Below are 25,995 nucleotides of genomic sequence, written 5' to 3'. Positions count from 1 at the left end.
CGACCGGCGGCCCGGTGGGCGAGCCGCCGCACCCCTTGGACGACCTGGGGCAGCCGCGCGAACATGACATCCACGAACCAGCGCGACCACGAAACCCGTTACAGCGTCGGCGTCGACGGCGAGCGCTTCACCTGCGCCCGCGCCATCGGTCTCGGCCCGCAGGGCGACGGCGGACTCCCCGGCCGGGCACGCACCGGCCCGCGCGACGTCACCGCCGACGAGACCGACGCCGACGGCCGCGCCACCTGGGAACCGACCGAGGCGGCCCCGATCGGCCTCGACGGCGACGGCATCACCGCCTCCAACCGCGAGACCCGCGTCACCCGGGTCATGCTCCAGGCCACCGTGATCACGCCGATCCTGAACGAACGGACGAACAACGCCTGACGAGGGGAGGAGAGGGGTGCCCCGAAGGACCGGCTCCGGAACGCGGGCACACGTACCAAACTCCGAGGCCCCATTCCCCCGGTCTGCGACCTGGCGGCGTGCGGCCCAATCAACGCGGGGAGCCAGGCATTCCGCCCCCACCCCACAGCATCGCCCGCGCCTGGGGCACTCGGCTCGCTGTGGCCCGGGACAGGCTGAGGAGTCCGGTCGATCCGAGACCGCGAAACGCCGGAGAGGCCCTGGTCGGCGGGTTGCCGACCAGAGCCTCTCCAGGGATTCCCCAGGGACTTCTCTCCGTGCAAGCAGGGAAGGTCCCGACAGCTCTGAAAGATGCGAAGCCGCAGCTCAGAGGCTGTTTCGTCAGCACTCGACGACGTTGACCGCGAGTCCTCCGCGCGCGGTTTCCCTGTTCTGCCGTACCTCGGGTTCGGCCTCAGCCCGGGCCCATGTGGGCCCGCCGGGCAATCATCCGGAAATTTTCGCCATGAGGGTGGTCCTCCGGGGGTGGGATCGGACAGCCGCACCCCCGGAAAAACTCGACGCGTTGCGCGGTGGTCAATCGTGGGCGCGGGGGGCCGTCGGCCGGGACTCGGGGGTGCCCGGGTCCTCGGTGAGGAAGCCGCCGGACTGGTGGTGCCACAGGCGCGCGTAGGGCCCCTCGCGTTCCAACAACTCGGCGTGCGTGCCTTGTTCGAGGACGGTGCCCTTGTCGAGGACGACGAGGCGGTCCATGCCGGCGACGGTGGACAGGCGGTGGGCGACGACGAGCGCGGTGCGGCCTTCCATCAGGCGCCACAGGGCGTCCTGGACGAGGAGTTCGGATTCGGAGTCCAGGGCGCTGGTGGCCTCGTCCAGCAGGAGGACGGGGGCGTCGCGGAGGATGGCGCGGGCGAGCGCGACCCGCTGGCGTTGCCCGCCGGAGAGCTTCACGCCGCGTTCGCCGACGAGGGTGTCGAAGCCGTCGGGGAGGGCGTCGACGAACTCGGTGACGTGCGCGGCCTCGGCGGCCCGGCGTACCTCCGCGTCGGTGGCACCGGGTCGGGCGAAGGCGATGTTCTCGCGCAGGGTGCGGTGGAACATGGCGGGTTCCTGCGGCACGTACGCGATGAGCGACCGCAGGTCGGCCTGCCGGATCCGGGCGATGTCCTGCCCGCCGATCGTGATCCGGCCGCCCTCGATGTCGGCCATGCGCAGCAGCAGCCGGCCCAGGGTGGTCTTCCCGCCACCCGAGCGTCCCACCAGCCCGATCCTCGTCCCGGCCGGCACGTCCAGGTCCAGGCCCCGGAAGAGCGGCCCGTCGGCCCCGGCGTGCGTGAATCGCACCCCCTCGAACGCGACCCCGGCCTTCGGCTGCGGCAGCAACGGCTCCGGGTGCGGCGGATCGAGCACGGTCGGCGGGGTCAACAACAGCTCGGTGAACTGCGCGGCCTCCGTCATCGACCGCTCCAACCGCCGGTAGATCTGGTTGAAATCGAACATGATGCGCGTGGCGCTGGAGAAGTAGGTGAAGGCGACGACGATGGCTTCGACGCCGTGTCCGTGGCCGACGAGGAGGATGGCGAGGAGGAGGCCGAGGGTGCCGGTGAGGACGGAGGCGGGGGCGACGAGGGTGTCGATGCGGAGGTTGCCGTAGTCCCAGGAGCGCAGGGAGAGCCGGCTGAGGGTGGCGACGCGTGCGCGGTGTTCGGCGCTTTCGCGGGTTTCGGCGGCGAAGGCGCGGACGGTGTCCATGTTGGCGAGGGTGTCGGCGACGTGTCCGGAGACGTGGGCGACGGCTTCCTCGCGGCGGTCGACGAGGCGTTGGCGTCGTCGGATAAGGGGGACGACGGCCGCGCCGGTGATCGTGATCATGGCGAGGAGGACGAGGACCATGAGGGGGTCGTAGCGCCACAGGACGATACAGCCGAAGACGAGGGGGACGAGGTTGCCGAAGACGGAGAAGGCGAGGGTGTCGACGAACTCCTCGAAGCGGCCGGCGTAGCTCAGGACGCGCTTGGTGAGGGAGCCGGCGAAGTTGTCGTGGAAGAAGGTGGAGTCGCGGGTGACGAGTTCGTCCATTCCGGTGACGTGGAGGTGCTCGATCCCGCGTGCGTCGAGGCGGTTGAGGCAGTGCAGGCCGATCCGCCACAGCGCCTCGCCGAGGAGCAACGCGCCTGCGAAGAGGGCGAGTTGTGGCAGGAGGGCGCTCGTTGAGGGCGGTTCGTCCTCGGCGAGGCGGCCGACGAGCTTGGCGACGGCCAGGGGCGCCAGGTAGAAGATGGCGATGTTTCCGAGTGCGGGCAGGGCCATGGCGGGCACGGACAGGTGGCGCAGGCGGACGAGTTCGCGGGTGTAGTGGCGCAGCGCGAGGGTGACGGCCCCCTTGGAGGGCGTGCTCGCGCGCGGCTCGGATGTGATCATCTCTGCCTCGGAGGTTCGGTGTTGGGGTCTTCCCCGATCGGGGAGAAGCCCGCAGTTTTCCGCATCCCGATCACCCCGGTCCACGGGTTTTTCACCGCACACGCACCCGTTCACCCCCAAGTGCGTGTTTCGCGCACACGTGCGATCACGACTGGCGTGAGGAGCTCGTCGTTTGTCGGAGGCGGATCCCGTCTGACCGCGCGAGGTTCGACTTCAACCGGATTTGCCGGCGGTACGCCGGGCCGCCGAGGCCGCGCACGTCACCGCGCTCGTCGTCGCCCACCGCCTGTCCACCGTCGCCGGGATGGACCGCCTCGTCGTCCTCGACAAGGGCACCGTCCTCGAACAAGGCACGCACGCCGAGTTGTTGGAACGCGAAGGGCCCTACGCGCGCCTGTGGCACCACCAGTCCGGCGGCTTCCTCACCGAGGACCCGGGCACCGGGGTCGGCCCGGTTCCGAACTGATCACGGCGCGTCCGACCTTCCCGCGTGTGCGGGGGCGGGGCGGGGGCAGACGGTCCCGTGTCGGGGCTCGTCCGGCACGGGACCGGCAGATACCAGAGGGGCCAGTGGTGCGACAGGTGCCAGAGGCGCCAGAGGGGCAGGAGACGCCGATGAACAAGGCGAAGGTCGTGTACCGGCCGGTCGGATGGCTCATGGGGATGGCGGGCGGCGCGTTGGCCGGGGCCCTGCACACCCGGATCTGGAAGGCCGTGGATCCCTCGGGAGACGCCCCGGACGCGATGGACGAGGCACGGGGGTGGCGGGAGATCCTGCTCGCCGCCGCGATCCAGGGGGCGATCTTCGCCGTGGTCAAGGCGGCCGTGGACCGCGGCGGCGCCGTCGCCGTGCGCCGCGCCACGGGGGACTGGCCGGGCTGAGCGAACCACCCCGGGCCGGTGCCCCGGCGCCGACCGTCCACCCCGGGCCGGTGCCCCGGTCCGCCGTCCCACCCCGGCCGGCACTGCGGTCCGGGGTGAATCCGACCCGGGCGTCAGGCCACCCCGGTCGTCACTCTCGCCCCGGGGGGCGTGCCCGGCTCCCGGGGGTCCGCGTGCGGGTGCGGCGGGGGTCGCCTCGAACCGAGGCGACCCCCGCCGCACCTGCCGTCGGACGGCTACCAGTAGTGACGGCGTCCGCCCACGGCGTGGCCGAGCGCGCCGATGACCCACAGGGCCGCGCCGATGACCAAGAGAACCAGGCCGATGGTCCACAGGATGCTGATGCCCGTGACCCAGCCGACGACGAGAAGGACGACACCGAGGACGATCATGAGAGCCTCCGATTCGGCACGGTGTCCGCCCCGGGAGGAGCGGCGATCCTCGTATGCCCGGATCGGCGTCCCTCATGCACGTACGAAAGGGGTCGACTCCGGGTTTTGCCGAACGGTCGACCGACGCCCGCCGACCCCGGGCTACGGTCGGGAACATCCCGTTCGTGAGCGTTCGGGGTCCGTCGCCGCGCACCGGCGGGCGGGCCCCTCCCGAGGAGGCACCCGTGTACGTCGTGGACGTCGCGCACACCGCGTCGACCCTGCCCGCCGCGTGGAATTCGGTGGAGGTGGGGCGGGTCGGCGCGGTCCGGGTCAAGACCCTGCGGATGGACGGAGGGCCGCTGCCCGAGGAAGAGCACGCGGAGGCCGAGGTGCTGCTGGTGCTCGACGGCCGGCTCGAACTGTGGGTGGACGGCGTCGAGGTGACGGTGGGGGCCGGCGGGCTGTTCCGGATACCGCCCGGCACCCGGCACGCCGTCCGCCCCGGCAGCCGGGGCACGCTGGTCATCGTGGAGCGACCCGAGGAAGCGGACGAGGGCGCGGGCCTGGACGCGGGCCTGGACGGGGGCCTGGACGGGGGCGCGGGCGGAGACGTGGGCGGGGCGTAGCGGGCGCGCGATTCGCGGGCGGCGTGCGCTGTGGGGGGCGTCGCGCGCTCGGGGGCGCCTCGGGGATGATCTCGGGGATGGGTCAGGGTGATCACCGATGGGTGACGCACAGTGATCGGGTGAGGATGTGATCACGCCGAGAGGGAGGGGCGGCCGGTACGGACCGGCGGCCCACCCCACCTCGGCCCGACCTCGCTTTCTCCGTTCCTTCCTGCCCGGAGGCCCTCATGAACAGCACGCACGCGGCACACCACCCCGTCGAGGACGTCGTCACCACACGTGACGACCCGCGTCCCCGTTCCCGGTCCCGTTCGAGCTCCCGATCCGGTGTCGGGCGGTCGTCCCGCCGGTTCACCGTGCCCCTGCTGGTGGGCGGGGCCGCGTTGAGCCTCCTCGCGGTCGGGGTGCCGACGGCCTCGGCGGTCGTCGACCCGGTCCGGGGCCGGGGCACGGTCACCGTCCCGGTGTCCGCGACGATCACGGTGCCGGGGCCGGCGTTCGGGCGTCCGCTACCCGAACCGGCCGGGGTGCGCGCGTTGTTGGACCGGATGCCGGACGGGGTGCTGGACTCGGCGCTGGTGCGGGTGTCCGCGTCGAACGGCCAACGCCCCTGGGTGGGGGCGACCCCGGATCTGGACCCGGACGCGGTACGGCCGATCGGCAGCGTCACCAAGCTGTACACGGGGGTGGTGCTGCTCCAGCTGGTGGCCGAGGGGCGGATCGGTTTCGACGATCCGGTCCGCGCGCGGCTGCCCGCCCTGATCCCGGCGGAATGGTCGAAGGTGACGGTGCGGCAGTTGCTGGACCACACCTCGGACCTTCCGCACCCGGTGCCCGCGCCCGCGGAGGGCAACGCGCCCGCGGCGGTGGTGCGGGCCTCGTTCGCGGCCGTCGCCCCGTCCGAGCGCACGCCGGCGCCGGGCACCCTTCAGCGTTACAACGGGCTGAACACCCTGGTGGCCGGTCTGCTGATCGAGAACCTGACCGGGCACGGTTACGCCGACGAGCTGCGGCACCGCGTGACCGGGCCGCTGGGTCTGCGGCAGACCCGGCTCTCGTCCGACCCCTCGGTGGCATGGGCCTGGGCGGAAGGTGGGATGGAGTCCACGCCGGCGGAGACGGACCGCTTCCTGACCGCCCTGCTCGGGGGTCGACTGCTGCCCGCCGCGACGCAACGGCACCTGTTCGAGGTGCCGGACGTGCCCTTGGCCCCGACCACGTCCTGTCCCGGGGACACGGCGTGCTTCAGCGGGGGCGGGCTCATGCGCGTGGACCTGGGCGGGGGAGTGGTGGCCTGGGGGAAGACGGGGACCATGGGACCGTGGACGGGCGGCGCGTTCGCCACGAAGGACCTGACGCGGAAGGTCGTCTACCAGACCCGGCCGCACCCCGGCGCGGCCGGAACGGCGATACAGGAACGACTGACAACCCTGGCCGCGAAGTCCCTCGCCCCGACGACGCCCCCCTCCACCCCGACGCCCGCCCCGATGCCCGAACCCGGCCGCTGAGGGCACGGGAACAAGCCCGCCCACCGCACGGCGCGACAGGAAACCTATCGCGGGGCGCGCGAGCGGTCCGAGTTCGGGGAAAACCTTCGCGACGTCGACGAGGCGCGGGGGAGTGGTTCGAAGGGGTGACGTGCCCCTCACCCTGCCGGAGACGGCCGGCACCTCGACCGGTTGTCCCTTCCGGGCCCGCCCCGGGGACCGTTGGACCCGGACCCGGACCCGGATTCGACGGCCCCCCGGAGGTCGGACCGACGCTCTGCCGTGGCAGGGGTGTCGGCGCGTGGTTTCGGGTGATCTCCCTTGTGCGTGGTCAGCCCCGTGAGCGGCGTCGCTGGAGGGGGCGGCGGCGAGGTGTCGGGTCGGAGGCGGCCTGAGGCGAGGAGAACCCTCCCGCCACCGCGGGCCGCACCGGCGTCGCCTCGGCGGCGCCCGGCACGCGGGCGGGGGCGGTGGACGCGGTGGTCGCCTTGGCGAGGACGGTGAGGTGGGGGATCTCGCGCGCACATGCCTGGCAGACGTCTGCGAGGGTCCAGACCCGGCCGACGGCCCGGTTGTGGATCAGCACCAGCATGGACGCTCCCGAGCACGCGGCGCGGGCCTCGTGCAGAGCGCACTGTTCGGCCCCGCAGTGGCAGGAGGCTTCGGGGCGGGCGCCGGCACGGCGGGCGTGGAGCGCGGCGTGCTCGGCGGCGGCGCGGCGCACGGCCGCGACGTCCTTCGAACGCGCCGGCATGCGGCAGGTGTTGTCGCTGCAGGTGACGGACACGGTGTGGTCGGCGTGGCCGGTGACGCGGACGATCCAGGTCCGTCCCGGTACGTGGGGTCCGGAGGGCAAAGGCACAATGCATCCCGTCGTGATGGCCGATGGTGGTGGGCGGATCGAACCGGGCCGGTGTGCACGGGCCGGGCTGTTCTCACGGCATGCCCGTTCGATCGCCACCCCATTCTCCCGCACCCCGTCACGGAACGGGACCCGCCGGGTGTCACGGCGTCCGCGCTTCGGGGCGGCCGGGCCGTTCGAGGAGCGGAAGCCCGGCCGTTTGCCCCGTCGGTGGGCCTGTCACCGTCGCCGGTCGGCTTGATCGCGCGAGGGATTCACGGGAGTGTCGGGGGTGCCGATGGGGGAGGGGGAGCATGGTGAGCAGCGGTGTTCGGTGGTTGGCCGAGGAACAGGAGGGGGACTGGGCGCATGCCCTGCTCTTCGCGCGGGGCGTCGCCCCGGAGGAACTGGCCCGGCGCCTGGGTGGTGTTCGGGGACCGGTGTCCGGGGTGCTCACGGGCAGTGCGGCGCTGAACCTGGTTCTCGACCCGTCGGGCCAGAGCCCGGATCTGGTGCGTGTCGGCGCGCACGGCGGCTGGTCCTTCGCCGTCGAATACGGTTTCGGGGGTGGTGCGGCGCACCGTCTGGACGAGATCTCCCGACACGGCGTGGAGGCGATCTGCCTCGATCCGTCCCCGGACCACCCCCCGATGACGTTCGCCTACGCGCGCGACGGATTGGACGTGTGCGGCTTCGGCATCGGCGAGGAATGTTGGCGGTGGGGCGGGAACCCGGACCTCCTCCTGCCCGAGCTGGTGGCCGCCGGCATCCTCCACCCCGACGGCACCCAAGCCTTCGAGGATGGTCCCCACCGGGATCGGGTGCGGGACACCCTGGCGTTGATCGAGGACCGCTTCGGCCTTGCACTCCCGCGCGGGGCCCTGTGGGACGAGCCGCTGCCTGCGTTCGTGATCCGCTGAGTCCGAGGAGATGAACGGCCGCGCCAGGCCCGCGCCGCGAGGCCGAAGGCCGTCTGTGACGGTCAGGGGGAGACCGGCAGTCGGCCGGCCGTTCCGCGAGGTCCGGCCGGCTCGGTTCGCTCGTCGGAGCGGGCTCGCGGCCTCGGGGTCGCACCGTCGTGGCCCCCGTGCTTCCGGCCGCGGCTTCGGAGTGACGCGTCGAGTGACGAGCCGACCGTTCTGTGCCCTGCGCTCTGCGCTCTGTGTTCGGGTCGCCGCGTTCGGCCCGCACAGATCCGGACGAGGAGTCGGGCCACCAACAGGGCGTTCCCGCAGTGGTGTTGTGCATGTGGGATCCCCGGTTCCGGTGGGGATGGGCCGGCGTCGCGATAACCTGCGGCGGGCGTCGCGATGCGCCGGGACCGCCCGGCCGTCGGACCTGCGCAGTCGGGGGGGATGCATGGACGGGCTCGGGGTCGACGACCCGGTGCGGGTGGGGCGGTACCGGCTGCTGCGCCGGTTGGGGGCCGGGGGAATGGGGACCGTCTACCTCGCGAGCGGCCCGGCCGGCGGGTTGGTGGCGTTGAAGGTGATCCACGCGAGCCTCGCGCGTGAAGACGACTTCCGGCGCCGTTTCGAGCGGGAGACCCGCGCGGTGACCCGGGTGAGGGACCGGTGGATCGCCCCCTTCGAGGACGCGGGCCCAAGAGAGGATCCGCCGTGGTTGGCGACTCGGTTCCTGCCCGCGGTGTCCTTGGCCGACGCCGTGAAAGCCCACGGTCCGCTGCCGACCCACGCCTGCTGGTGGCTGCTGCACTGCCTGGCCGGTGCCCTGACGGCGGTCCACGACGCCGAGCTGATCCACCGGGACCTCAAACCGGCCAACGTGCTCCTGACCGACGAGGGCGCCCTCCTCATCGACTTCGGCATCGCCCACAGTCCCGCGGACACCCACCTCACTCCCACCGGCCGCTTCATCGGCAGCCCCGGCTACAGCGCACCCGAGATCCTCCGGGACGAGGACGCGGACGGACAGGCCGACGTGTTCGCGTTGGGCGGCGTCCTCATCTGGGCCGCCTCCGGGAACCCGCCGTTCGGGCAGGGCTCCCGCCAAGTGATCCTCGACCGGTCCCTCAGGGCCGAGCCCCTGACCGCCGGGATCGACGACCCGCAGTTGCGCGCCCTGGCCCGTGCCTGCCTGGCGAAGAACCCGAGTGACCGCCCCGCCCTGGCGACCGTCGCGGCCGCCGCACGCGCCGAGCTCGCGGGACGGGCGGCACGCCGGGGGGCCTGGCTTCCGGCCCCCGTGCACGCCGAGATCCTGAACCGGGGGTCCGAGGCCGCCCGCGCGGCCGAAGCACCCACGCGGACCGAGGAACAGGCCACCGCGACCGCCCCCGGCCCCCCGAGCGGCCCTCCCGGCCACCCGAGCGACCCTCCCGGCCCGCCCCGCCCACCGCACCCGCCCACCGCGCAGGCCGACCCCCGCACCAGGCCCCACCCCACGCGCCTCCACCCCACCCGCCCCGAACCCGCCGTGCCTTCCGACACGGTGTCCCGACCGCCCCGGATCCGGCGTCGCACGGTGGTGAAGGCATCGTTGTCCGTCGCGGCCACCGTGGCGGGCGGCACCGCGACGGCGTGGGCCCTGCGCGAGACCCCGCAGGACAAAGCCCTCCGCCGACAACGGGAGGCCGACGCCGCCGCCCTGGCCGCGCGGACCGTGTGGAAGGCCGAGGGCGCCGGCGGCCACAGCCCCGCGGTCGACCGGAACAACGTCTACGTGCCCGGCTTCGACGGCCTGATCCGCGCGGTCCGCCTGTCCGACGGTGCCGAGGTGTGGCGCACGACCGACAAGTACGACGCCTGGGTGAGCCCCGTCGTCCTGGCCGGCGGCGTCGCCGCCTTCCACGCCCTGCGCAAGACGGTCCGCGCGCTGAGTACCGACACGGGCGAGGAACTGTGGTCACGGCCCGCTCACGGCAGCCCCTTCGTCCGGGGTGACCGCCTCTACTTCCACGACTTCACCGCCGTCCACTGCGTCTCGCCCACGGACGGGAGCACCATCTGGAGCATCCGCGCCACCGGCGTCGTCAACGGACTCGACCAAGTGCACCACACGGACGACGCGCTCGCCTTCGTCACCGACCGGAACGTGCTCACCGGCCGCTCCCTCGCGGACGACGCCGAACCCTGGCAGCGCCCCGTGTCGGAGTCCTCCACGGTCCTGTTGTCGGCCGGGTCCGTGATGCTCCTCGCAGGAGGACGGCTCTCCGTCCTCGACGCGGCGACGGGCGCCACACGATGGACACGCGACGGGACATGGGCCTCGTCCTCCCACCCACCGGCGGCCCGGGGCACCGTCCTCCACCTGCCCGAGGAGGACAGGCTCCTGGCCCTGGACACCGCGCGGCGCCGGCAGCTGTGGAGCGCGAACGAGGAGACCTTCACCATCGGCTGCGTCACGGGCGACACCGTCTACGGCTGGGGAAACGGGGGCGACCTGGTGGCACTCGCCACCGCCGACGGCGGCCAACGCTGGAGAATCCCCGGGAAGACCCTCGCGGAGGACTACGGGACCGACACCGCCTTCAGCGTCGTGGACGACCGGCTCTACGCGATCGACGGCTCCCGCCTCGGCTGCTTCGACACCGCGACCGGACGCCCGCACTGGACGCTGCGATTCCTGACCTCACGTGCCCCGATCCTGGCGGGCAAGGTCGTCATCGGCAGCCTCCGCGAGGAGAACGCCAAGTCGGGCACGCTGTACGCACTCAAGGGCTGAGGACGGGCGTCGTCGTCCGGTGGGGGCGCGGACGTCGCCCCCTCACGGCCGCGCCCGATGCCGGGCCGCCGTGCGCCCGCCCGATCCGAGGGCGCGTCAGACGTCGAACCGTCTGCGGGCGGCCTCGATGTGGGTGAGGTGGCGGTGGGTCCAGTCGCACAGTCCCTCGATCCTGGCCCGCGGTTCCCGGCCCGGCCCGGCCCGGTGAGGGTGTACTCGACGCGGGGCGGGACCACCGGGTACACGGTCCGTCGGATCAGCCCGTCGCGTTCGAGGGCGCGCAGGTTCTGCGTGAGCATCTTGTGGCTGATGCCCTCGACCGCCGTGTGGAGTTCCCCGAACCGTCGGGTGTCGTCCCCGAGGGCCTCGATGATCGGCAACGCCCACTTGTCGGCGACGTCCGAGAAGACCTCACGCCCCAGGGAGTCCGCCCGTCGCAGGTCGGCCGCGTCGGGGCCTCCTTCGAGGACGTGGTGAAGTTGACCGTCCACGTCGTCGACCGGACGCCCGACCGGATGCACGAGCCGATGGCCGGCGTCGCCCGCGCGGCGGTGGCGGTGTGGGCCGCCGGGTGGCCGGAAGGTGGACGTCGAACTCCCCGACCGGGGGAGCCTCTACACGGTGGCGGGCAACGCGTCGAGCTGTTGCATCAGTGAGAAGAGATCGGCGACGCCCCAGTGCTCGACGATCTTCCCGTCGCGCACCCGCATGGCGTCGACGGTGTCGAAGCCGATCCGTCTGCCGGTGGGTGGGATGCCGAGGAACTCGCCTCGGTGAGTGCCGTGGTAGGTCTTGTAGGTGGTGACGAGGTCCCCGTCCGCGGTCTGCCAGTGGATGACGGGGCGGAAGTCGGGAAACGCCTCGCGAAGTGCCCGGTACAGCCGCAGCGTGCCCGCCTTGTCGGGGGTGCGGCCCGGTTGCGGGGTGTGGTCGACGAAACCGTCGGCGAAGAGTTCGTCGAAGAGCGCGTAGTCGCCGCCGCCCTGGACCTCCTCGGTGTTGCGGCGGACCACCGCCTTGACGGCCTCGCTCGGATCGTTCTCGGGCATGGGGTTCCTCCGTGGACGGCACGGTCGTGGGGGCTGTTCCATGGTCGAGCACGGACGGGAACGGGTGACGCAGGCCGGGCTGTGTGGTGAGGAGAGGTCGCGTCGGGCCGCGACCGGGTCGGACGATCCCGGCGGCGTCGAGGTGGCGTCGAGGCGGCGTGTCCGGTCGGTCACGCATCGGGAATCCGCCCGTCCGGCCGCGCGTGGTTCCGCTCGCGGGCCGGCCGGTGTGGAGTCACCCCTCGCGGAGCCCGGCCCACCCGCACGCGGGCCCTGCGCACACACCGCCCCGCCCCACGCCCGGCTGCCGATCCTCCCCGACGTGGGACGCGTGGCGACGCGAGAGCGCCGCGAACCGATCGCGCACGCCCCGCGAGACCGGATCCGGGAGCACGACGGCGACCGGCCGGTGGGCCGGTGCCGTGATCCGCCGACGAGGCCCGTCGTCGGCGAGGTCGTGACGAAGCCGGCTCCCGGTCGTATCGTCGAGGCGAGACTCACCGGAGACAGCCGCCCGGTTCCTCCTCGCGGCCCCGCCCCGCGCTGCCGCTTGCCGCCCAAGCCACCACGGAGGTCGTCGACCGTGCTCGCTTCCGGGCCCGCCGCCCCGCCCTCGGACATGGAACTCACCCACCGGGCGCAGGCCGGTGAGACCGCGGCGCTCGGCCTGCTGCTCGCCCGGCACCAGGCGTCGATGCGGGCCGTCGCGCTGAGCCTGTTGGGGCACGGACCGGACGTGGACGACGCGGTGCAGGAGGCCGCGCTGGCCGCGCTGAGCCGCATCGGGGACGTGCGGGACGGCGCGGTGGTCGGGGCATGGCTGCGGGCGATCGTGCGCAACGCCGCCAGGACGCGCCTGCGCGCCGCACGGGAACTCACCGGTCTCGACGGTCTCGACGGTTTCGACCACCTGCGGTCCCGCGAGGACGCGTGGGGGTGTCCGGAACGGCGGATCGAGGAACACGCGATGCGCGACTGGATCTGGGAGGCCGTCGAGGGCCTGCCGGAACACCTGCGACTGGTGGTGATGCTGCGTCACTTCAGCGGCACCACCACCTCGTACCAGGAGATCGCGAACGCGTGCGAGATCCCGGTGGGCACGGTGCGCAGCAGGCTCAACCACGCCCGGGCCCGCATGGCCCGCGCTCTGGAGGCGACGGCCGCGGGGGCGCACGGGGACGCCGGCGCGGTGGCGGACGCCAGTCGGGCCGAGGTCGTGGCCACGCTGCGGGCCTGGGAGTCGGGAGGTCTGCCCCGGGAGATCTCCGAACTGTGGCCGGCCGAGGCGGAGATGATCGGGAGGCTGGGGCGTCCGGGCGAGCGGCTGCACCCCGTCCCGATCATGCGGTACTACCTGGAGGACGGGGTGCGGCAGCACGTGCGTCATGTGGTCGCCGGTCGTGACATCGCCGTCTGGGAGATGGACGTGACCCACGACGGGGCCGCCCACGTGTGTCCGCCCCACCTGTCCTGGCTGATGTTCCGGCGCGGCGGCCGCGTCGAGAGACTCCGGGTCGTGTTCCCCCGACCGAGCCGGTGACCCGACCCCGGCGCGCCCTTCATCGCATCCGACGCGATCGACAGTCCAGGAGTGACGTACGTCACATGACGGGTCGTGAACTTTGCTCCCCCCAGGGCGTCTTGCCGATGTCGTTCACCCATTCGCGAGAGCCGGGAGTTTCCCGGCCGCTCCCCTCGCCCGGGGTCACCGTCCGCGTGCACCCTCGGGCCCGTTCTCCAGAGGAGACCCGATGCCCTTCCCGAAGAAGCTCCCGACCCTCCTGTCGGTGGCGGCCGCCGGCGCCTTGGCCCTGGGCGTGAGCACACCGGCCGGCGCGGCCCCGACCGGCGCCCTCAGCGGCGTGTTCATCTACGCCAACCCCAACTACTCGATCCCCGTGTACCCCAGCGGCGCCCCGGTGCAGGTGGCCGAGCTGACCGGGGCCGGGAAGGACTCCACCTCCTCCATCGGCAACAGCACGAACCTGTCGATGTGCTTCTACGAGCACAAGAACCACGGCGGCCTCGAATTCAGGATCGGCCCCGGAGAGTGGTGGGCCACGATCCCCTCCTGGATCAACGACAAGATCTCCTCCTACCGCCCCTGCTGAGCACGCGCCGCCCACTCGGCCGGGGAGCCGGGCCCTGCCCCTTTCGCGGGCGTGGTCCCGGCTTCCCGGCCGGCCCGACCCACCCCCGGAGAGGAGTCGTCCCATCGCCGCGGACCCGGGCCTGGGAGAAGTGCTGCGCGGCCACCGGCACGCGGCGCGCATGACCCTGGAAGAACTGGCCGCCGCCTCGGGGGTCAGCGCGAGAGCCCTCTCGGACCTCGAACGAGGACGCACGACAGGGCCCCAGCACCGGACCGTCACCGCGCTGACGGACGCCCTCGCGCTGACCGAGGAGCAACGTCGGCGGCTCGTCGTACTGGCCCGGGACGGCCGCCTGAGCCGGCACTGGGCGGACCGCCGCGATGCGCGCGACAGGCCAGGGGCCGCCGAGGCCCTCGCCGACCGAACGGCCGCGCCCCTCGGATCGAGCGAGCCGACACGGGCGCGGGGACCGCGGACCGCCCGTTCGGCGGCCCCGGCCGCGGCCTCCACCCGCGGACTCGCCGGGAGCCCTCCCCATGCCCACACCGTCCGTGCCCCGCGCGCGAACCGCCCCGACGGCGACCGCACACCCGACGGTGACCGTGCCCCCGACGGCGCGGCCCCGGCGGAACCGAGCAGGGGAGAGGCCGTCGACGGGCACGCTCGCCCCCTCCCCAGGGCCCGGCCGCCGGCCGTGCCCGAGACGCCCGGATCCGCCCGGAGTCGACGGGCCCGCCCCGGTCGGACCGTGGCAGCGGACGACCGCGCGAGGAAACGGGGACGCCCCGACCACTCCCGCATGCGGTTCCGCATGGTCCGGTGCCCGGTCCGGAGCTTGACTCGACCCGAACGGGACGGCCGCCACGGCCCGTCCCCAGGGTTCGGGAGGAACCATGGCACCCATCGGGAACATCGTGCTCGTGCACGGCGGCTTCGTGGACGGATCGGGGTGGCAGGCGGTCCACGACCGCCTGACGGCCGACGGCCACCGCGTGGCCGTCGTGCAGAACCCCACCCTCTCGCTGGCCGACGACGTGGCCGTCACCCGCCGGATCCTCGACCGGCTCGACGGCCCGGCCGTCCTGGTCGGCCACTCCTACGGCGGCGTCGTGATCACCGAGGCCGGCACCCACCCGAACGTCGCGGCCCTCGCCTACATCGCCGCGTTCGCCCCCGACGAGGGCGAGTCCGTCGGTTCCCTGATCGCCGACCCGCCCCCGGGCGCGCCCGTCCCGCCGATCCTGCCGCCCCAGGACGGCTTCCTGTTCCTCGACCGCGAGCGCTTCGCCGCCGCCTTCGCGGCCGACGTGCCCGAGGACACGGCACGTTTCATGGCGGACTCCCAGGTCCCCTGGGGTGTCGACGCCCTGAACGGCACGGTCTCCGAGCCCGCCTGGCGCACCAAACCGTCCTGGTACCTGGTCGCCGCGGACGACCGCATGATCCCGCCGCCGGCCCAGCGCGCCATGGCCGAGCGGGCCAAGGCCGTCGTCACCGAGACCCCCGGCAGCCACGCCGTCTACGTCTCCCGCCCCGCCGACGTCGCCGCCGTCATCACCCGGGCCGCCGAAGGGGCCGCCGGCCCGCGCTGACACCCGCGGATCCACGGTTCGACCCGACACGACACGGGGCTCGCGCGACCCACCACCGAGCGAGCCCCGCACCACCCGTCCACCCCACCCGTCTCATCGGGCCGGGATCGGGGCGCAGGCCGCCCGGGCGGGGGTGTCGAGGGGGCGGGAACGAGCCGGCCGGCGTAAGCGGGTATTGACGGAGCCATGTCAGTCGCGCCATCGTGAGAACCGACAGGAAAGTTTCCTTACAGTCACTGTTCCGGAGGTTCACCGTGCGTTCCCCCCATCGCCCCTCCCTCCTCGTCTCGCGGCGCGCGCTCCTGACCGGCGCCCTGCTCGGCGCCGCTGCCCTCGCCGTGCCCGCGGCGGCCCAGGCCCTCCCGGCCGCCTCGACCGCGCCGGCGGCGGCCTCCGTGACCGGCCTCGCGGCCCGGCCCGCGCTGGACGAACCGGCGAAGAAGGAGATCGCCATGCAACTGGTCTCCAGCGCCGAGAACTCCTCGCTCGACTGGAAGGCGCAGTACAAGTACATCGAGGACATAGGCGACGGGCGCGGCTACACCGCCGGCATCATCGGCTTCTGCTCCGGCACGGGCGACATGCTCGACCTGGTCGAGCTCTACGCCGCCCGCAAGCCAGGCAACGTCCTCGCCAAGTACCTGCCCGCCCTCCGCAAGGTCGACGGAACCGACTCCCACGCCGGCCTCGGCGCCGCCTTCGAACGCGACTGGGCGACGGCCGCGAAGGACAAGGTCTTCCAGACCGCTCAGAACGACGAGCGCGACCGGGTCTACTTCAACCCGGCCGTCAAGCAGGGCAAGGCCGACGGGGTCGGCGCGCTGGGGCAGTTCACCTACTACGACGCCATCGTCATGCACGGCGACGGCGGGGACGCCACCAGCTTCGGCAACATCCGCAAGCGGGCCCTGCGCACCGCCAAGCCGCCGGCCCAGGGCGGCAACGAGGAGACCTGGATCGGCGCCTTCCTCGACGCGCGGGTCTGGGCCATGAAGCAGGAGGAGGCGCACAGCGACACCAGCCGCGTGGACACCGCCCAGCGGGTCTTCCTCCAGAAGCACAACCTGGACCTGAACCCGCCGCTGGACTGGAAGGTCTACGGCGACAGCTTCCACATCGGCTGAGCCCCGGGAAGGCCACGTCGTCCACGGGGACCGCGTTCGCCCGGTTCGGACGGTGAACACCGCGGGCCTCTCCCGGCCCCGTGGACACGAGCCGGGGCTCCCACCCCTGCTCGGTCACCGTCCGCCGGGACGGTCCTCGCGGTCGTCGGGCTCGGGGTCGACGGGGCGGGAGCCGAAGTTGCCGTAGCCCTTCATCGCGTGCGGGGGCGTGCGTCCGCCGTGCCCGTCACCGGGTGCGACGTCGGGTTCCCGCCCGCGTTCCTCGCCCTCGTGCACCCCGCGCGGGGGCGAGGGGCGGCGGGTCGAGGGCGGGGACGCGTCGAGCGGGCCGGGATCCTCGCGGGCCTGGAGTCGCCGGCCGCGTACGAAGGCCGTCAGCAGGAACCCCACGACGGCCACGCCGACCACCAGGAAGAGCAGATTCGTCCAGGTGTTCATGCGCCGCGCGTACCCCCTGCGTCGGGGCGCATGCGGGCGGGGCCGGCCGGGCCGGACCGGTGGGAACCGGGTCAGGGGGTTCCGGCGCCCAGGATGCCCCGGGGGTCGAAGGTCACCCGGATCGCGGTGATGCGCCCGTCCTCCACATGCGTCCAGTTCGCGGTGGGGGTCGGCGGGGCGTCGGTGGTGTGCAGGTCGAACCACGTGATCACGTCGTCCGCGTCCGCGACCCGGGCCTTGACCTCGATCCGCTCCAGGATCGTGGACATGCCGCGCAGTCCGGCCAGGCACGCCTCGGCGCCGTCGGCGGTGCCCAGGGCGCCCACGAAGCTGACGTCGTCGGCGAGGAGCGCGCGCAGCGCCTCGAAGTCCCCGGTCTGCCAGGCGTCGAAGTACCGCTCCGCGATCTCGGCGGGGCTCGTGGCGGACGGGACGGTGGTGGTGGACGAGGTGCGTTCGGTCTCGGTCATGACTCCATGCTCCGCCCGCACCCCGCCATCCGTCCAACAGATGATGCGGATCTGGACTATCGTCAACACTTATGGAACTGCACCAGCTGCGCTACTTCGCGGCCGTCGTCGACGAGGGCACCTTCACCGCCGCCGCCTCCCGTCTGCACGTGAGCCAGTCCGGGGTCAGCACCCAGGTCGCGAAGCTGGAGCGCGAACTGGGCCAACGCCTCGTGGAACGCACGGGCCGCCGGGTGCGCCTGACGGCGGCGGGCGAGGCCGTGCTCCCGCAGGCCCGGGCCGCGCTGGCGGCGGTGGACGGGATCGAGCAGACGGCCGCGGAGTTCGCGGCGGTCGTGCGCGGCCGGGTCCGCCTGGGCATGATCCGCGGCTGCGCGATCCCCGGCTTCCTCGACGCCGTGGCCGACCTCGGCCGCACGCACCCGGGTCTCGCGGTCTCGTTGCACGAGGCGGACTCCCGCGAGTTGTGCGCCGGGATCCTCGACCGCTCCCTCGACCTCGCGCTGATCGCGTTCGCGGGGGAACCCGACCCGGAGCTCGACGTCACGATCGTCCTGGACGAACCGATCGCCGCCGTCACCGGCCCCGGGCACGGCCCCGAGGGCCCCACCGTCCGTCTCGCCGACCTCGCGCGCGAACGCGTCCTGTGCCTGCCGTCCGGCACCGGCATCCGCGCCGCCTGGGACCGTTCCTGTCGGGAGGCCGGGGTCGCGCCGCGCGTGGACATCGAGGCGAGCGCCCCCGGCACCCTGCTCGGACTGGCCGCGCGCGGCGCGGGCGTGGCCGTGCTGAGCCGCTCGGCGGCGGCCGGCTCCGGACTGCGCGTGCTGCCGGTGCCCGACGCGACGGTCCCGGCCCGTCTCGGCCTGGCCACGCGCCCCCGGCGCCTGCCCCGCGCGACCCGCGTGGTCCTGCACCGCGTCCACACCGGCCTGACCGCCGACACCGCGCCGCCGGCCCGGCGCCCGGTCCCGTCCCCCGCGTGACCGGCCGCGGCGGACCGCGCACGAGCTCGCGCGGGCCCGGTCGACGAGACCGGGATCGGGGCAGGGCCCGGGACCGGGACCGGGATCGGGTCCGCGGTCGCGTCCGGCGCCCGAGTCGCCGGCGGGGTGCCCGTGTCCCCGGGCGGGGTCGGGCGTTCTTTGCGGTGTGACTCTCGACGAGCTGTACACCACCATCGTGGCCGAGGAGATCGAGGAAACCGGCGAGCCCGAGCGGCTGCCGGTCCTCACCCGGGCCGAGATCGAACTCGCCCTCGCCGTCCTCGACGCCGTCGCCTACGGCGAGACCGACGACGAGGTGCGCACCACCGCGCGCGCCCTGCGCTCCCGCCTCGACCTGCGCCTGCCGGAGGCCGCCCGCACCGGCCCGCCGCCCACCGTCGGTCTCTCGACGGGCTGACACGTCAGGGTGGGGATACGCCACGACAACGCCCGAGGGCCGCCGGCATCAGCCGGCGGCCCTCGGGCGTTCCCACTCGTCGCGGGCCGGCGCCTCGCGGTTCAGGGGCTCAGGCGATCCCGAGACCGCTCAGCGCGCCCATGCCGGCGAGCGCCGCGCAGAGGGAGAGGTTGACGACCTTGTGCTCCCAGAACACGGCGACGAACTCGCGGATGGTCGCGCTGGGCCAGAAATAGCGGGCCGTGGGGGAGCCGAGCACCTGCCCGTTCACTCCCGCCCGGCGGGCGGTCATCGCGGCCCGGAACGCGTGGAAATTGTTGGTGACGACCACGCAGGTGTAGTCCGGCTTGTCGGCGAGCATGATCTCGCGGCTGAAGTTCAGGTTCTCGTCGGTGGTGCGGGAACGATCCTCCTCGCGGACGTCCCCGGCCGGAGCCCCGTTCTCCACGAGCCACCGCGCCATGGCGGTCGCCTCGGGCAGCTTCTCGTCCGGGCCCTGGCCGCCCGAGGTGAGCAGCACCGGGGCCGGGCGCCCCCGGGCGACCTGCGCGTCGTGGATCTCCAGGCCCTTGCGCAGCCGCGAGGCGAGCAGCGGGGGAACCCGCTCACCGCCCAGCAGCCCCGACCCCAGCATCACCACGTAGTCCACGTCCCCGCGCACCGCGATCCGCCCGTACAACCAGGCGTAGCCCAGGAAGCAGAGGAACAGGAAGGAGACGTAGACGGAGATGAGGATGGCGGCGACGACGAACGCGATGTACCCCGGCGGAACCCGATAGCTGCCGGCCACGAAGGTCAGGGCGATCATCGCGTAGATGGCGACGCCCAGCAGCCCGGACAGCAGGTTCGCCGGTCGACGGCCCTCCTTCCTGACCATGGTGAGCCCGTTGGCGATCAGGAAGCCGCCCAGGGCCAGCACCCCCAGCACGGGCACGATGAAGATCAGGCTGTAGATCGGCACCGCCACGACGGACGGGAGGTGCTCGGCCTGGAGCAACAGGGCGATGGACAGGGTGATCAGCGTCAACCCGAAGAGGACGGCGTTACGGAAGCGGCGACGGTCCTTTCGGACACTCAGGAGAAAGCAACAGAAAAACAGGGCAGCCAGGACGAAGGCGAACATGCCGCCCATCGTAAAGGGCGGGTGATCGCGACGGAGAGTGCGGACCCTCCACCTCAGGTCAAGGGTGAGGGCGAGCCCTGGGGGTGATCTTTGTGGGTGATCACGGAACGACCCCCGGACGCGCCGAGCCCGTGCGACGGGCCGCGGGGCGGCTGTCGCACGGGCGAGGGCGCGCGCGAGGGGGGTTCGCGCGCGAACGGGAACCGGGGGCCGGCAGGAGGGAGGGACGCACCCGGGGCCGAGCCTCCCCGGGTGCGCCCGCCCCCTCCCGCCGGTGGATCAGTCCCCGGTGTTGGTGGCCCAGACCGGCTGGTTGGAGTTGTTGTAGATCACGAGGTTGCCGTCGTCCTGCACCGCCAGGTAGGCGCCCTTGTGCCAGGTGCCCGCCGCCCAGATCGGCCGGCCCTGAGCGTCGTACAGCACGAAGTTGCCGTCCTCCTGGAAGACCGCGTGGTCACCGTTGGGCCACGCGTTGGGCGCCTGCCAGGCCGCCCGGTTGTCCTTGTAGAGGACGAAGTTGCCGTCCTGCTGCACCCGCAGGACGGTCCGCCCGTTGCCCGAGGTCCACGCCTGGTTCTTGTACAGGGTGGCGCGCGGCCGAATGTGGGTGTCGGAGGCCGGGGCGGCCTGCGCGGCGGCCCGCAGCGCGGGGGTCACGGACGGAGCCACGGCCTGGGCGGTGCCGCCGGCCAGCGTCGCGGCGACCGCGGCGGCCGCGAGGACCAGGGCCGACGCGGTACGGAACTTCCTCATGAACATCCCTTCATAGGGGGGATTTTCGCTGTGCGCCCGATCCGGGGCACACGAGGAAATTCCCACACAGGGGACGGCCGTCGCAGGTTTCTTCGGACCTCGCGCACAAGTCGGATATTCAGGGTTTGGGCGGATCTTTTCGGTGCGGTCGACGGGTCAACGTTTCGGCGGACCGCGAGGATCTCCGGGCCCCGACCGGGCAGGATCCTTTCGGCGGCCCCCGACACGCCCACCCGGATCCGCCGGCCGACAATCACCGTCCACCCTCCCGACCGCCCGCCCCGCGCGAGTGAACGGCGTCAGCTCCGCATCGCCCCCTCACCCTCCCGACGCTCCGGCAGCCCGGCCCACTCGCCCCATGCCGCCCACACCGAGGGGTCCGCCGGCCGCGCCGCCGGCTCCCGCGCCCGGTCCTCGCTCTCGGAGCGGCCGCCCCGACGGGCGAGAGCCCCGCCCACCCCGCGCACCGGCCCCTGGCACGACGCGGCTCGCCGCGAGGCACAAGCGGCAGGCGGGGGTCGTCCTGACCCGCGCCGACGCCTTCGACCTCGCCGTGGTCCGGGTGGCGCACGTCCTCTGCGGCGCGGACTTCACCCGCCGCCTCGCCCACCACGCCGACCGCGTCCGGCAGGGCCGACCCGTGCACACGCACCCCGACCCCCGCCCGGGATCCCTCGTCCACGCGTCCGACATCGCCCGGATCCTCGCCCGCGCCGCCGGAGCGGAGTTCACCCGGGCACCCTCGCCGCGCGGGGCCGGATCGCGCACGTCGTTACGGAGCCGGACCTCACCCGGGCCGAGCGGCTCGGCCCGCTGTCCCCGCCCCTGGCCCGGTGGCTGCCCGGCGTGCCCTCAGGCCGACGGCGCGGCCGGCCCGGTGAAGGCCCACGAGTCCACGTCCCGGTAGTGGATGCGGCCCGGGCCGCGGCCGAGGTTGCTGCCCACCAGGTGCAGCCGCGACGCCGGCCACGCCCGGCCCGCGAACCCGTCCAGCCCCGAGGCGACGGCGGCGGCCCCGTGCGCGTCGGCCCGCCGGGCCCGGGCCAGGGTCAGGTGGGGTCGCAAGGGCCGCTCGACGAACGGCACCCCCAGCGCCCGCACGAGCGCCCGCACCTCGCCCGCCAGCTTCCGCAGACCCTCCAGGTCACCGTCGATCCCGCTCCACGCCACCCGTTCGTCGAAATGCCCGCCGCCGCGCAGCCCCAGCCACACCGGCGGCCGGCGCCCGGCCAGCTCCGCCAACGGCGCCCGCAACACCTCGACGGTCGGGCGCGGCAACTCGCCGAGGAAGGCCAGGGTGACGTGCCAGTCCTCGATCCGGTTCCACCGCAGGCGCGGATGTGCCGCGTACGCGGGGGCCAGCGCGCGTTCCAGCTCGGCCTTGGCCTCGTCCGGTGGGGCGAGCGCGATGAACAGGCGCACCGTGGCCAGGCCCGGATGCGGGTCGCCGTCGACGGGCGGGGTGGGGCCCGGGGCGGCGGGCGGCGGGGAGGGGACGGTCGCGCTCATCCCCCGTACCGTACGCGGGGCGCCCCGCCGGGGGCACGCCCGGGTGCCGCGCCGGGCCCCGGCTCACGCGGCGACGGGCCGCCCGGCCGCCAGGTGCAGGCGGTCCCCGGGGAAGGCATCGCGCAGGACCCGGTCGTGGGTGACCAGGACGACCGCCCCCGGGTAGCGGGTCAGCGCCTCCTGGAACTCATCGGTGAGGGCCGGCGCGATGTGGTTGGTCGGCTCGTCCAGCACCAGCAGGTCCGCCGGGCGCGAGACCAGACGGGCGAGTTCCAGCCGTCGCCGTTGCCCCGCCGACAGCGTCCCGGCGGGCAGCTCCAGGTCCTCGGGCCGGAACAGCCCCATGCCCACCAGTTCCTCCGCGTGGTCCGCGGCGGGCCCGGGGCGGCCGGCCGCGTACGCCGACAGCAGGGTGGCGCCCGGGTCGACGGGCAGCGGCGCCGGGTCCTGCGCCAGCCACCCGACCCGGGCCCGTACCCGCACCACCCCGGTGTCCGGGGCCCGCACCCCGGCGATCAGCCGCAACAGCGTGGTCTTGCCGGCCCCGTTCGCCCCAGACACCAGCAGCCGACCACCGGCCGGGACCCGCAGGGCGGGCACCCGCAGTCGGTCCCCCACCGTCACGTCACGCACCTCCACCACGGGCTCCGGCGGGCCGCCCGTGACCGGGTCGGCGGGGGCAGTGTCGGTGCGGAGGTCGGCGGCGAAGGACAAGGGGAGCGGGGGAGCGGGCACGGGAGCGCCGAGGAGTTCCTCCAAGCGTGCCCGGGCGGCCCGGACCCGCCCGGAGAGCTTGGCCTCGGAGGACCGTCGGTGCTTGCCGAAGCCCTGACGGGGGTCCTTGCCCGTGCTCGCGAGCCGGCCACCGGCGGCGTCGACCAGGGCCCGGGCCCGTTCGGTCTCCTCCCGCCACTCGTCATGGGCCTGCGCCGATCGGCGTCGCTCGGCGGCCCGCGCGGTGCGGTAGCCCTCCCAGCCGTCCCCGTAGCGACGCACCGACCGGCTGTCGGCGTCCACCTCCAGGATCGTCCTCGCGTACGCGCGCAGGAACGCGCGGTCGTGGGTGACCAGCAGGACGGTGCCCCGGTGGGTGTCGAGCCGGCGCCCGAGCCAGGCGACGGCATCGGCGTCCAGATGGTTGGTCGGCTCGTCCAACAGCAGCAGTTCGGCGCCCGAGCACAGGGCGCCGGCGAGCGCGAGGCGGGCCCGTTCGCCCCCGGAGAGGGTGCCCAGCGGGCGGTCGCGCGCGATCGCGCCGATGCCGAGCCCGTCGAGCGCGGCGGCGACCCGGGCGTCGGCCTCGTACCCGCCGCGTGCCGCGAACTCCTCCAGCGCCGCCCCGTACGCGGTGAGCTGCTCGGTCGTGGCCGTGCCCAGGGACTCCTCGGCCCGTCGCAGGTCCCGCTCCAGGGCGCGGAGTTCCGCGAGGTCGGCGTCGATGGCGTCGTCGACGGTGGCGGACGGGGGGAGGGCCGAGGTCTGGGCGAGGTGGGCCACGCCCCCGGCCGCGCGGAGCGTGATCTCGCCGCCGTCGGGGGAGTCGAGGCCGATCAGGAGCCGCAGGAGGGTGGACTTTCCGGAGCCGTTCTCTCCGACGACGGCGACGCGTTCACCGGGACGGACCGTGAAGGAGACCCGGTCGAGGACCCGGCGGGTACCGAACTCCTTGTACAGGTCGCGCACGGCGAGCTGGGAGCGGTCGGCGGATCGATGGGGGGACGGGTGGGAGGCGTGGTCGCGCACGGGGTTCTTCCCTGACGTGGAGGCGGCCGGACCCGGGTAGGGGTGGGGCCGCGTGGGGCAGTGGGCACGTCGTGGGAACACGGGCGGGGCCGGCGCAGGTGACCGAGGTCGGCGTGCGCGGCTCGCGCCGTTCGTACCGTCGCGCGCGGGCACGCCGAAGGCGGCGGTCGCGACGGTCGTGGCGCGTCGTGTTCCCGGAACCCGGGAATCAGAGGAAGAAGTGGAAACTGCCCATGCGAAGACCGTACCGGACGCCCGCCGCGCACGCGTACGCCTTTTTCGTCCCTTCGTTCAGCGCGCGGCGTCGAGGTCGGGTGTCGCTCGTGGGTCGGCCGGGAGCGGTGCGTGCGCGCAGAGGAAGGCGACGGACGCGCGGACCACGTCGGGATCCCCGAGGATCCGCCGGTGCCCGAGCCCTTCGGTGACCACCAGGCGGGCACGGTCGCCGAGGGCCCCGGCGAGCCTGTGCGCCTGCGCGGGCCGGACCACCTCGTCGAGCACGTCGTGGACGAGGAGCCACCGCCCGGGCAGCTCCCGGGCCCGCTCCGCCGTCGAGAAGAACTCCGCGTCGAGGGGTGCGTCGGGGAAGAGGGTCCGGGCGATCCGGCGGCGCAGGGCGTGCCGCAGGCGGGGGCGCAGCCGGAGCGTGTCCGAGAACAGGGCCACCGGGTAGGAGAAGTCGCAGACCCCCGCGACCGCCACCACCCGCTCGACCCGCACCCCGTGGCACAGGGCGTGCCCGGTGGCCAGGACCCCCAGGGAATGCGCGACGATCCCGTGGAACCGGCCGTACCGTGCGTGGAGGGCCGTCAGGACCTGCCGGTAGTCGTGGATGGTCGTGGACCGGCCCGGTGAGTCGCCGTGGCCCGGGGCGTCGAACGTGAGCACGCTGTGGCCCCGGCGGGTCAACTCGACGATCCATGAGGCGAACCGGGTGCCGCGTGATCGCCAACCGTGGACGAGGACCACGGGGTTCCGGCCGTCGCCCCAGCGGTGGACGACCACGTGGCGCCCGCCGATCCGCAAGTGCTCGGTGTGTGCCTCCCGCAGCAGCTCCTCCTCGGCCGGGCGCAGGGGCGCGTGGACGAGCGGCCGGTGGAACAGGCCGTAGGCGACGCGGGCCGCGAGCCGGGCGGAGGCCCAGGAGAGCCCGTTGAGTCCCAGACCCAACGCCGATTCGACGGATCCCATGCCCCACCCCCGTGTGCGCGTGTCGTGACGCCGACACGCGTGATCGTACGCGTGGTGGATCAGGCGTCGCGGCGGTGCAGGGCGACGAGGCCGGCCGCCAGGGCGGTGATAGACCAGAGGGCGGCCACGGCGAGGCCGGTCCACGGGTCCAGCGCCTCACCGGGGACCGAGCGCAACACCGCCTGGCCCGCCCTGTCGGGCATGAAGCGGCCGAGTCCTCCCGCGACCTGCCCGACGACGAAGGGCAGGATCAGCAGCACCGGTATCAGCAGGCCCAGGACCAGTGCTCCGCTGCGGAGCAGGGTGGTGAGACCGGCGGACAGGAGGGCCAGCAGCGCCAGGTGGACGCCGGCGCCGACGACCGCCCGCGCCGCCCCCGGGTCGCCCAGGGACAGGGCCGCCTCCCCCATCGCGGCCTGACCCGCCAGGAAGGTCGCAAGCCCGGTGAACTCCCCGACCACCAGGGCGAGGCCGCCGATGACGAGCATCTTCGACAGGTGGAAACGCACGCGGTGGGGGACCGTGATCAACGACAGGCGCAACGCCCCGTCCCGGAATTCTCCGGCGACGGCCGTGGCGCCGAAGGCGACCGCCGCGACCTGACCGAAATTGATGCCGAAGAACGCGGCGAGCAAGGGGTCGTCCCCGAGGGCCCCGGGTTCGGCGTCGGCCGTCGCCAGGGTGGATATCAGGGTCATTCCGACCGTCACGACCGGGATCGACAGGAGCGTGGCGAGCACCGCGCGGGTGGAGCGTGTCTTGAGCCACTCCCCGTGCACGACGGGAAGGGTGGGCAGGGCGGGGTGGGACATCCCGGGGTCCTTT

At 73.8% G+C, this 25,995-nt stretch carries 24 protein-coding genes and 4 pseudogenes; 15 read left to right on the top strand and 13 right to left on the bottom strand.

What is annotated here, in order from left to right; genetic code table 11:
- Window positions 1-63: 63 nt before the first annotated feature.
- Entirely contained in the window at window positions 64-387 is a 324-nt protein-coding gene (locus tag ACN20G_RS29650) for a hypothetical protein (RefSeq protein WP_424216306.1), read from the top strand.
- A 555-nt stretch (window positions 388-942) separates the two neighbouring features.
- On the opposite strand, the gene ACN20G_RS29645 is transcribed toward ACN20G_RS29650, so the two are convergent.
- Window positions 943-2,787: an ABC transporter ATP-binding protein gene (locus tag ACN20G_RS29645; RefSeq protein WP_424216305.1), complete on the bottom strand. Its 1,845-nt coding sequence runs from the start codon at window positions 2,785-2,787 to the stop codon at window positions 943-945.
- Between the two features lie 262 nt (window positions 2,788-3,049).
- Between ACN20G_RS29645 and ACN20G_RS29640 the strand changes: the two are divergent.
- Together ACN20G_RS29640 and ACN20G_RS29635 are read left to right on the top strand one after the other, a co-directional pair.
- Window positions 3,050-3,253, top strand: a pseudogene (locus ACN20G_RS29640) (ABC transporter ATP-binding protein); the annotation flags it as partial.
- A gap of 149 nt (window positions 3,254-3,402) precedes the next feature.
- Window positions 3,403-3,669, top strand: coding sequence for a DUF4235 domain-containing protein (locus ACN20G_RS29635; protein ID WP_424216304.1), 267 nt, complete (start codon window positions 3,403-3,405; stop codon window positions 3,667-3,669).
- 236 nt (window positions 3,670-3,905) lie between these two features.
- Here ACN20G_RS29635 and ACN20G_RS29630 read toward each other — a convergent pair whose 3' ends face one another.
- Window positions 3,906-4,061 carry a DUF6131 family protein gene (locus ACN20G_RS29630; protein ID WP_424216303.1) on the bottom strand — a complete coding sequence of 52 codons (156 nt, stop codon included), beginning with the start codon at window positions 4,059-4,061 and terminating at the stop codon, window positions 3,906-3,908.
- A gap of 224 nt (window positions 4,062-4,285) precedes the next feature.
- Between ACN20G_RS29630 and ACN20G_RS29625 the strand changes: the two genes are divergently transcribed.
- Together ACN20G_RS29625 and ACN20G_RS29620 are read left to right on the top strand one after the other, a co-directional pair.
- Window positions 4,286-4,669 (top strand): cupin domain-containing protein, encoded by a 384-nt coding sequence (locus ACN20G_RS29625; RefSeq protein ID WP_424216302.1) that lies wholly within the window; start codon window positions 4,286-4,288, stop codon window positions 4,667-4,669.
- A 227-nt stretch (window positions 4,670-4,896) separates the two neighbouring features.
- Window positions 4,897-6,177 (top strand): serine hydrolase domain-containing protein, encoded by a 1,281-nt coding sequence (locus ACN20G_RS29620; RefSeq protein ID WP_424216301.1) that lies wholly within the window; start codon window positions 4,897-4,899, stop codon window positions 6,175-6,177.
- A 310-nt stretch (window positions 6,178-6,487) separates the two neighbouring features.
- Here ACN20G_RS29620 and ACN20G_RS29615 read toward each other — a convergent pair whose 3' ends face one another.
- Window positions 6,488-7,012 (bottom strand): hypothetical protein, encoded by a 525-nt coding sequence (locus tag ACN20G_RS29615; protein WP_424216300.1) that lies wholly within the window; start codon window positions 7,010-7,012, stop codon window positions 6,488-6,490.
- Between the two features lie 299 nt (window positions 7,013-7,311).
- On the opposite strand from ACN20G_RS29615, the gene ACN20G_RS29610 reads away from it, so the two are divergent.
- Complete coding sequence (locus ACN20G_RS29610; protein WP_424216299.1) at window positions 7,312-7,917, top strand: DUF6461 domain-containing protein; 606 nt, start codon at window positions 7,312-7,314, stop codon at window positions 7,915-7,917.
- Between the two features lie 439 nt (window positions 7,918-8,356).
- Entirely contained in the window at window positions 8,357-10,681 is a 2,325-nt protein-coding gene (locus ACN20G_RS29605; protein ID WP_424216298.1) for a protein kinase domain-containing protein, read from the top strand.
- 96 nt (window positions 10,682-10,777) lie between these two features.
- Here the strand turns inward: ACN20G_RS29605 and ACN20G_RS29600 are convergent.
- Window positions 10,778-11,172, bottom strand: a pseudogene (locus ACN20G_RS29600) (winged helix-turn-helix transcriptional regulator).
- Here ACN20G_RS29600 and ACN20G_RS29595 point away from each other — a divergent pair.
- A pseudogene (locus ACN20G_RS29595) lies at window positions 11,131-11,235 on the top strand (RidA family protein); the annotation flags it as partial. The pseudogenes ACN20G_RS29600 and ACN20G_RS29595 sit on opposite strands and share 42 nt — an antisense overlap.
- Before the next feature lie 60 nt (window positions 11,236-11,295).
- On the opposite strand, the gene ACN20G_RS29590 reads toward ACN20G_RS29595, so the two are convergent.
- Window positions 11,296-11,730, bottom strand: a complete 435-nt coding sequence (locus ACN20G_RS29590; RefSeq protein ID WP_424216297.1) for an ester cyclase — start codon at window positions 11,728-11,730, stop codon at window positions 11,296-11,298.
- A 583-nt stretch (window positions 11,731-12,313) separates the two neighbouring features.
- On the opposite strand from ACN20G_RS29590, the gene ACN20G_RS29585 reads away from it, so the two are divergent.
- From ACN20G_RS29585 to ACN20G_RS29565, 5 genes and pseudogenes are all read left to right on the top strand, one after another.
- Window positions 12,314-13,270 carry an RNA polymerase sigma factor gene (locus ACN20G_RS29585; protein WP_424216296.1) on the top strand — a complete coding sequence of 319 codons (957 nt, stop codon included), beginning with the start codon at window positions 12,314-12,316 and terminating at the stop codon, window positions 13,268-13,270.
- A 211-nt stretch (window positions 13,271-13,481) separates the two neighbouring features.
- Window positions 13,482-13,841, top strand: coding sequence for a hypothetical protein (locus ACN20G_RS29580; RefSeq protein WP_424216295.1), 360 nt, complete (start codon window positions 13,482-13,484; stop codon window positions 13,839-13,841).
- 130 nt (window positions 13,842-13,971) lie between these two features.
- Window positions 13,972-14,139 (top strand): annotated as a pseudogene (locus tag ACN20G_RS29575) (helix-turn-helix domain-containing protein); the annotation flags it as partial.
- Window positions 14,140-14,716: 577 nt separating this feature from the next.
- On the top strand, window positions 14,717-15,415 hold the full coding sequence (locus ACN20G_RS29570; protein WP_424216294.1) for an alpha/beta fold hydrolase: 699 nt from the start codon (window positions 14,717-14,719) through the stop codon (window positions 15,413-15,415).
- Between the two features lie 254 nt (window positions 15,416-15,669).
- On the top strand, window positions 15,670-16,539 hold the full coding sequence (locus tag ACN20G_RS29565) for a chitosanase (RefSeq protein ID WP_424216293.1): 870 nt from the start codon (window positions 15,670-15,672) through the stop codon (window positions 16,537-16,539).
- Between the two features lie 114 nt (window positions 16,540-16,653).
- On the opposite strand, the gene ACN20G_RS29560 is transcribed toward ACN20G_RS29565, so the two are convergent.
- Both ACN20G_RS29560 and ACN20G_RS29555 read right to left on the bottom strand, forming a co-directional pair.
- Window positions 16,654-16,977, bottom strand: coding sequence for a DUF6479 family protein (locus tag ACN20G_RS29560; RefSeq protein WP_424216292.1), 324 nt, complete (start codon window positions 16,975-16,977; stop codon window positions 16,654-16,656).
- Window positions 16,978-17,048: 71 nt separating this feature from the next.
- The gene (locus ACN20G_RS29555; RefSeq protein WP_424216291.1) at window positions 17,049-17,447 is read right to left on the bottom strand and encodes a nuclear transport factor 2 family protein; all 399 of its coding nucleotides are present in this window, start codon (window positions 17,445-17,447) and stop codon (window positions 17,049-17,051) included.
- Between the two features lie 71 nt (window positions 17,448-17,518).
- On the opposite strand from ACN20G_RS29555, the gene ACN20G_RS29550 reads away from it, so the two are divergent.
- Together ACN20G_RS29550 and ACN20G_RS29545 are read left to right on the top strand one after the other, a co-directional pair.
- Complete coding sequence (locus ACN20G_RS29550; RefSeq protein WP_424216290.1) at window positions 17,519-18,433, top strand: LysR family transcriptional regulator; 915 nt, start codon at window positions 17,519-17,521, stop codon at window positions 18,431-18,433.
- Window positions 18,434-18,599: 166 nt separating this feature from the next.
- Complete coding sequence (locus ACN20G_RS29545) at window positions 18,600-18,851, top strand: hypothetical protein (RefSeq protein ID WP_424216289.1); 252 nt, start codon at window positions 18,600-18,602, stop codon at window positions 18,849-18,851.
- 109 nt (window positions 18,852-18,960) lie between these two features.
- On the opposite strand, the gene ACN20G_RS29540 is transcribed toward ACN20G_RS29545, so the two are convergent.
- The 6 genes from ACN20G_RS29540 to ACN20G_RS29515 all read right to left on the bottom strand — a co-directional run bounded on the left by ACN20G_RS29540 (window position 18,961) and on the right by ACN20G_RS29515 (window position 25,982).
- The gene (locus ACN20G_RS29540; RefSeq protein ID WP_424216288.1) at window positions 18,961-19,974 is read right to left on the bottom strand and encodes a YdcF family protein; all 1,014 of its coding nucleotides are present in this window, start codon (window positions 19,972-19,974) and stop codon (window positions 18,961-18,963) included.
- 279 nt (window positions 19,975-20,253) lie between these two features.
- A complete protein-coding gene (locus tag ACN20G_RS29535; protein ID WP_424216287.1) occupies window positions 20,254-20,727 on the bottom strand; it encodes a hypothetical protein in 474 nt (157 codons plus the stop codon).
- An 852-nt stretch (window positions 20,728-21,579) separates the two neighbouring features.
- Window positions 21,580-22,236, bottom strand: a complete 657-nt coding sequence (gene thpR / locus ACN20G_RS29530) for an RNA 2',3'-cyclic phosphodiesterase (RefSeq protein ID WP_424216286.1) — start codon at window positions 22,234-22,236, stop codon at window positions 21,580-21,582.
- A gap of 63 nt (window positions 22,237-22,299) precedes the next feature.
- Window positions 22,300-23,979, bottom strand: coding sequence for an ABC-F family ATP-binding cassette domain-containing protein (locus ACN20G_RS29525; RefSeq protein ID WP_424216285.1), 1,680 nt, complete (start codon window positions 23,977-23,979; stop codon window positions 22,300-22,302).
- 291 nt (window positions 23,980-24,270) lie between these two features.
- Window positions 24,271-25,170 (bottom strand): alpha/beta hydrolase, encoded by a 900-nt coding sequence (locus ACN20G_RS29520; protein ID WP_424216284.1) that lies wholly within the window; start codon window positions 25,168-25,170, stop codon window positions 24,271-24,273.
- Window positions 25,171-25,229: 59 nt separating this feature from the next.
- Entirely contained in the window at window positions 25,230-25,982 is a 753-nt protein-coding gene (locus tag ACN20G_RS29515) for an ABC transporter permease (protein WP_424216283.1), read from the bottom strand.
- Window positions 25,983-25,995: the final 13 nt, after the last annotated feature.

Source organism: Streptomyces dryopteridis (assembly GCF_049606955.1).
Lineage (GTDB): Bacteria > Actinomycetota > Actinomycetes > Streptomycetales > Streptomycetaceae > Streptomyces.
Note: the sequence above shows the minus strand (reverse complement) of the source record. Positions and strands in the feature narration are given on the sequence as shown.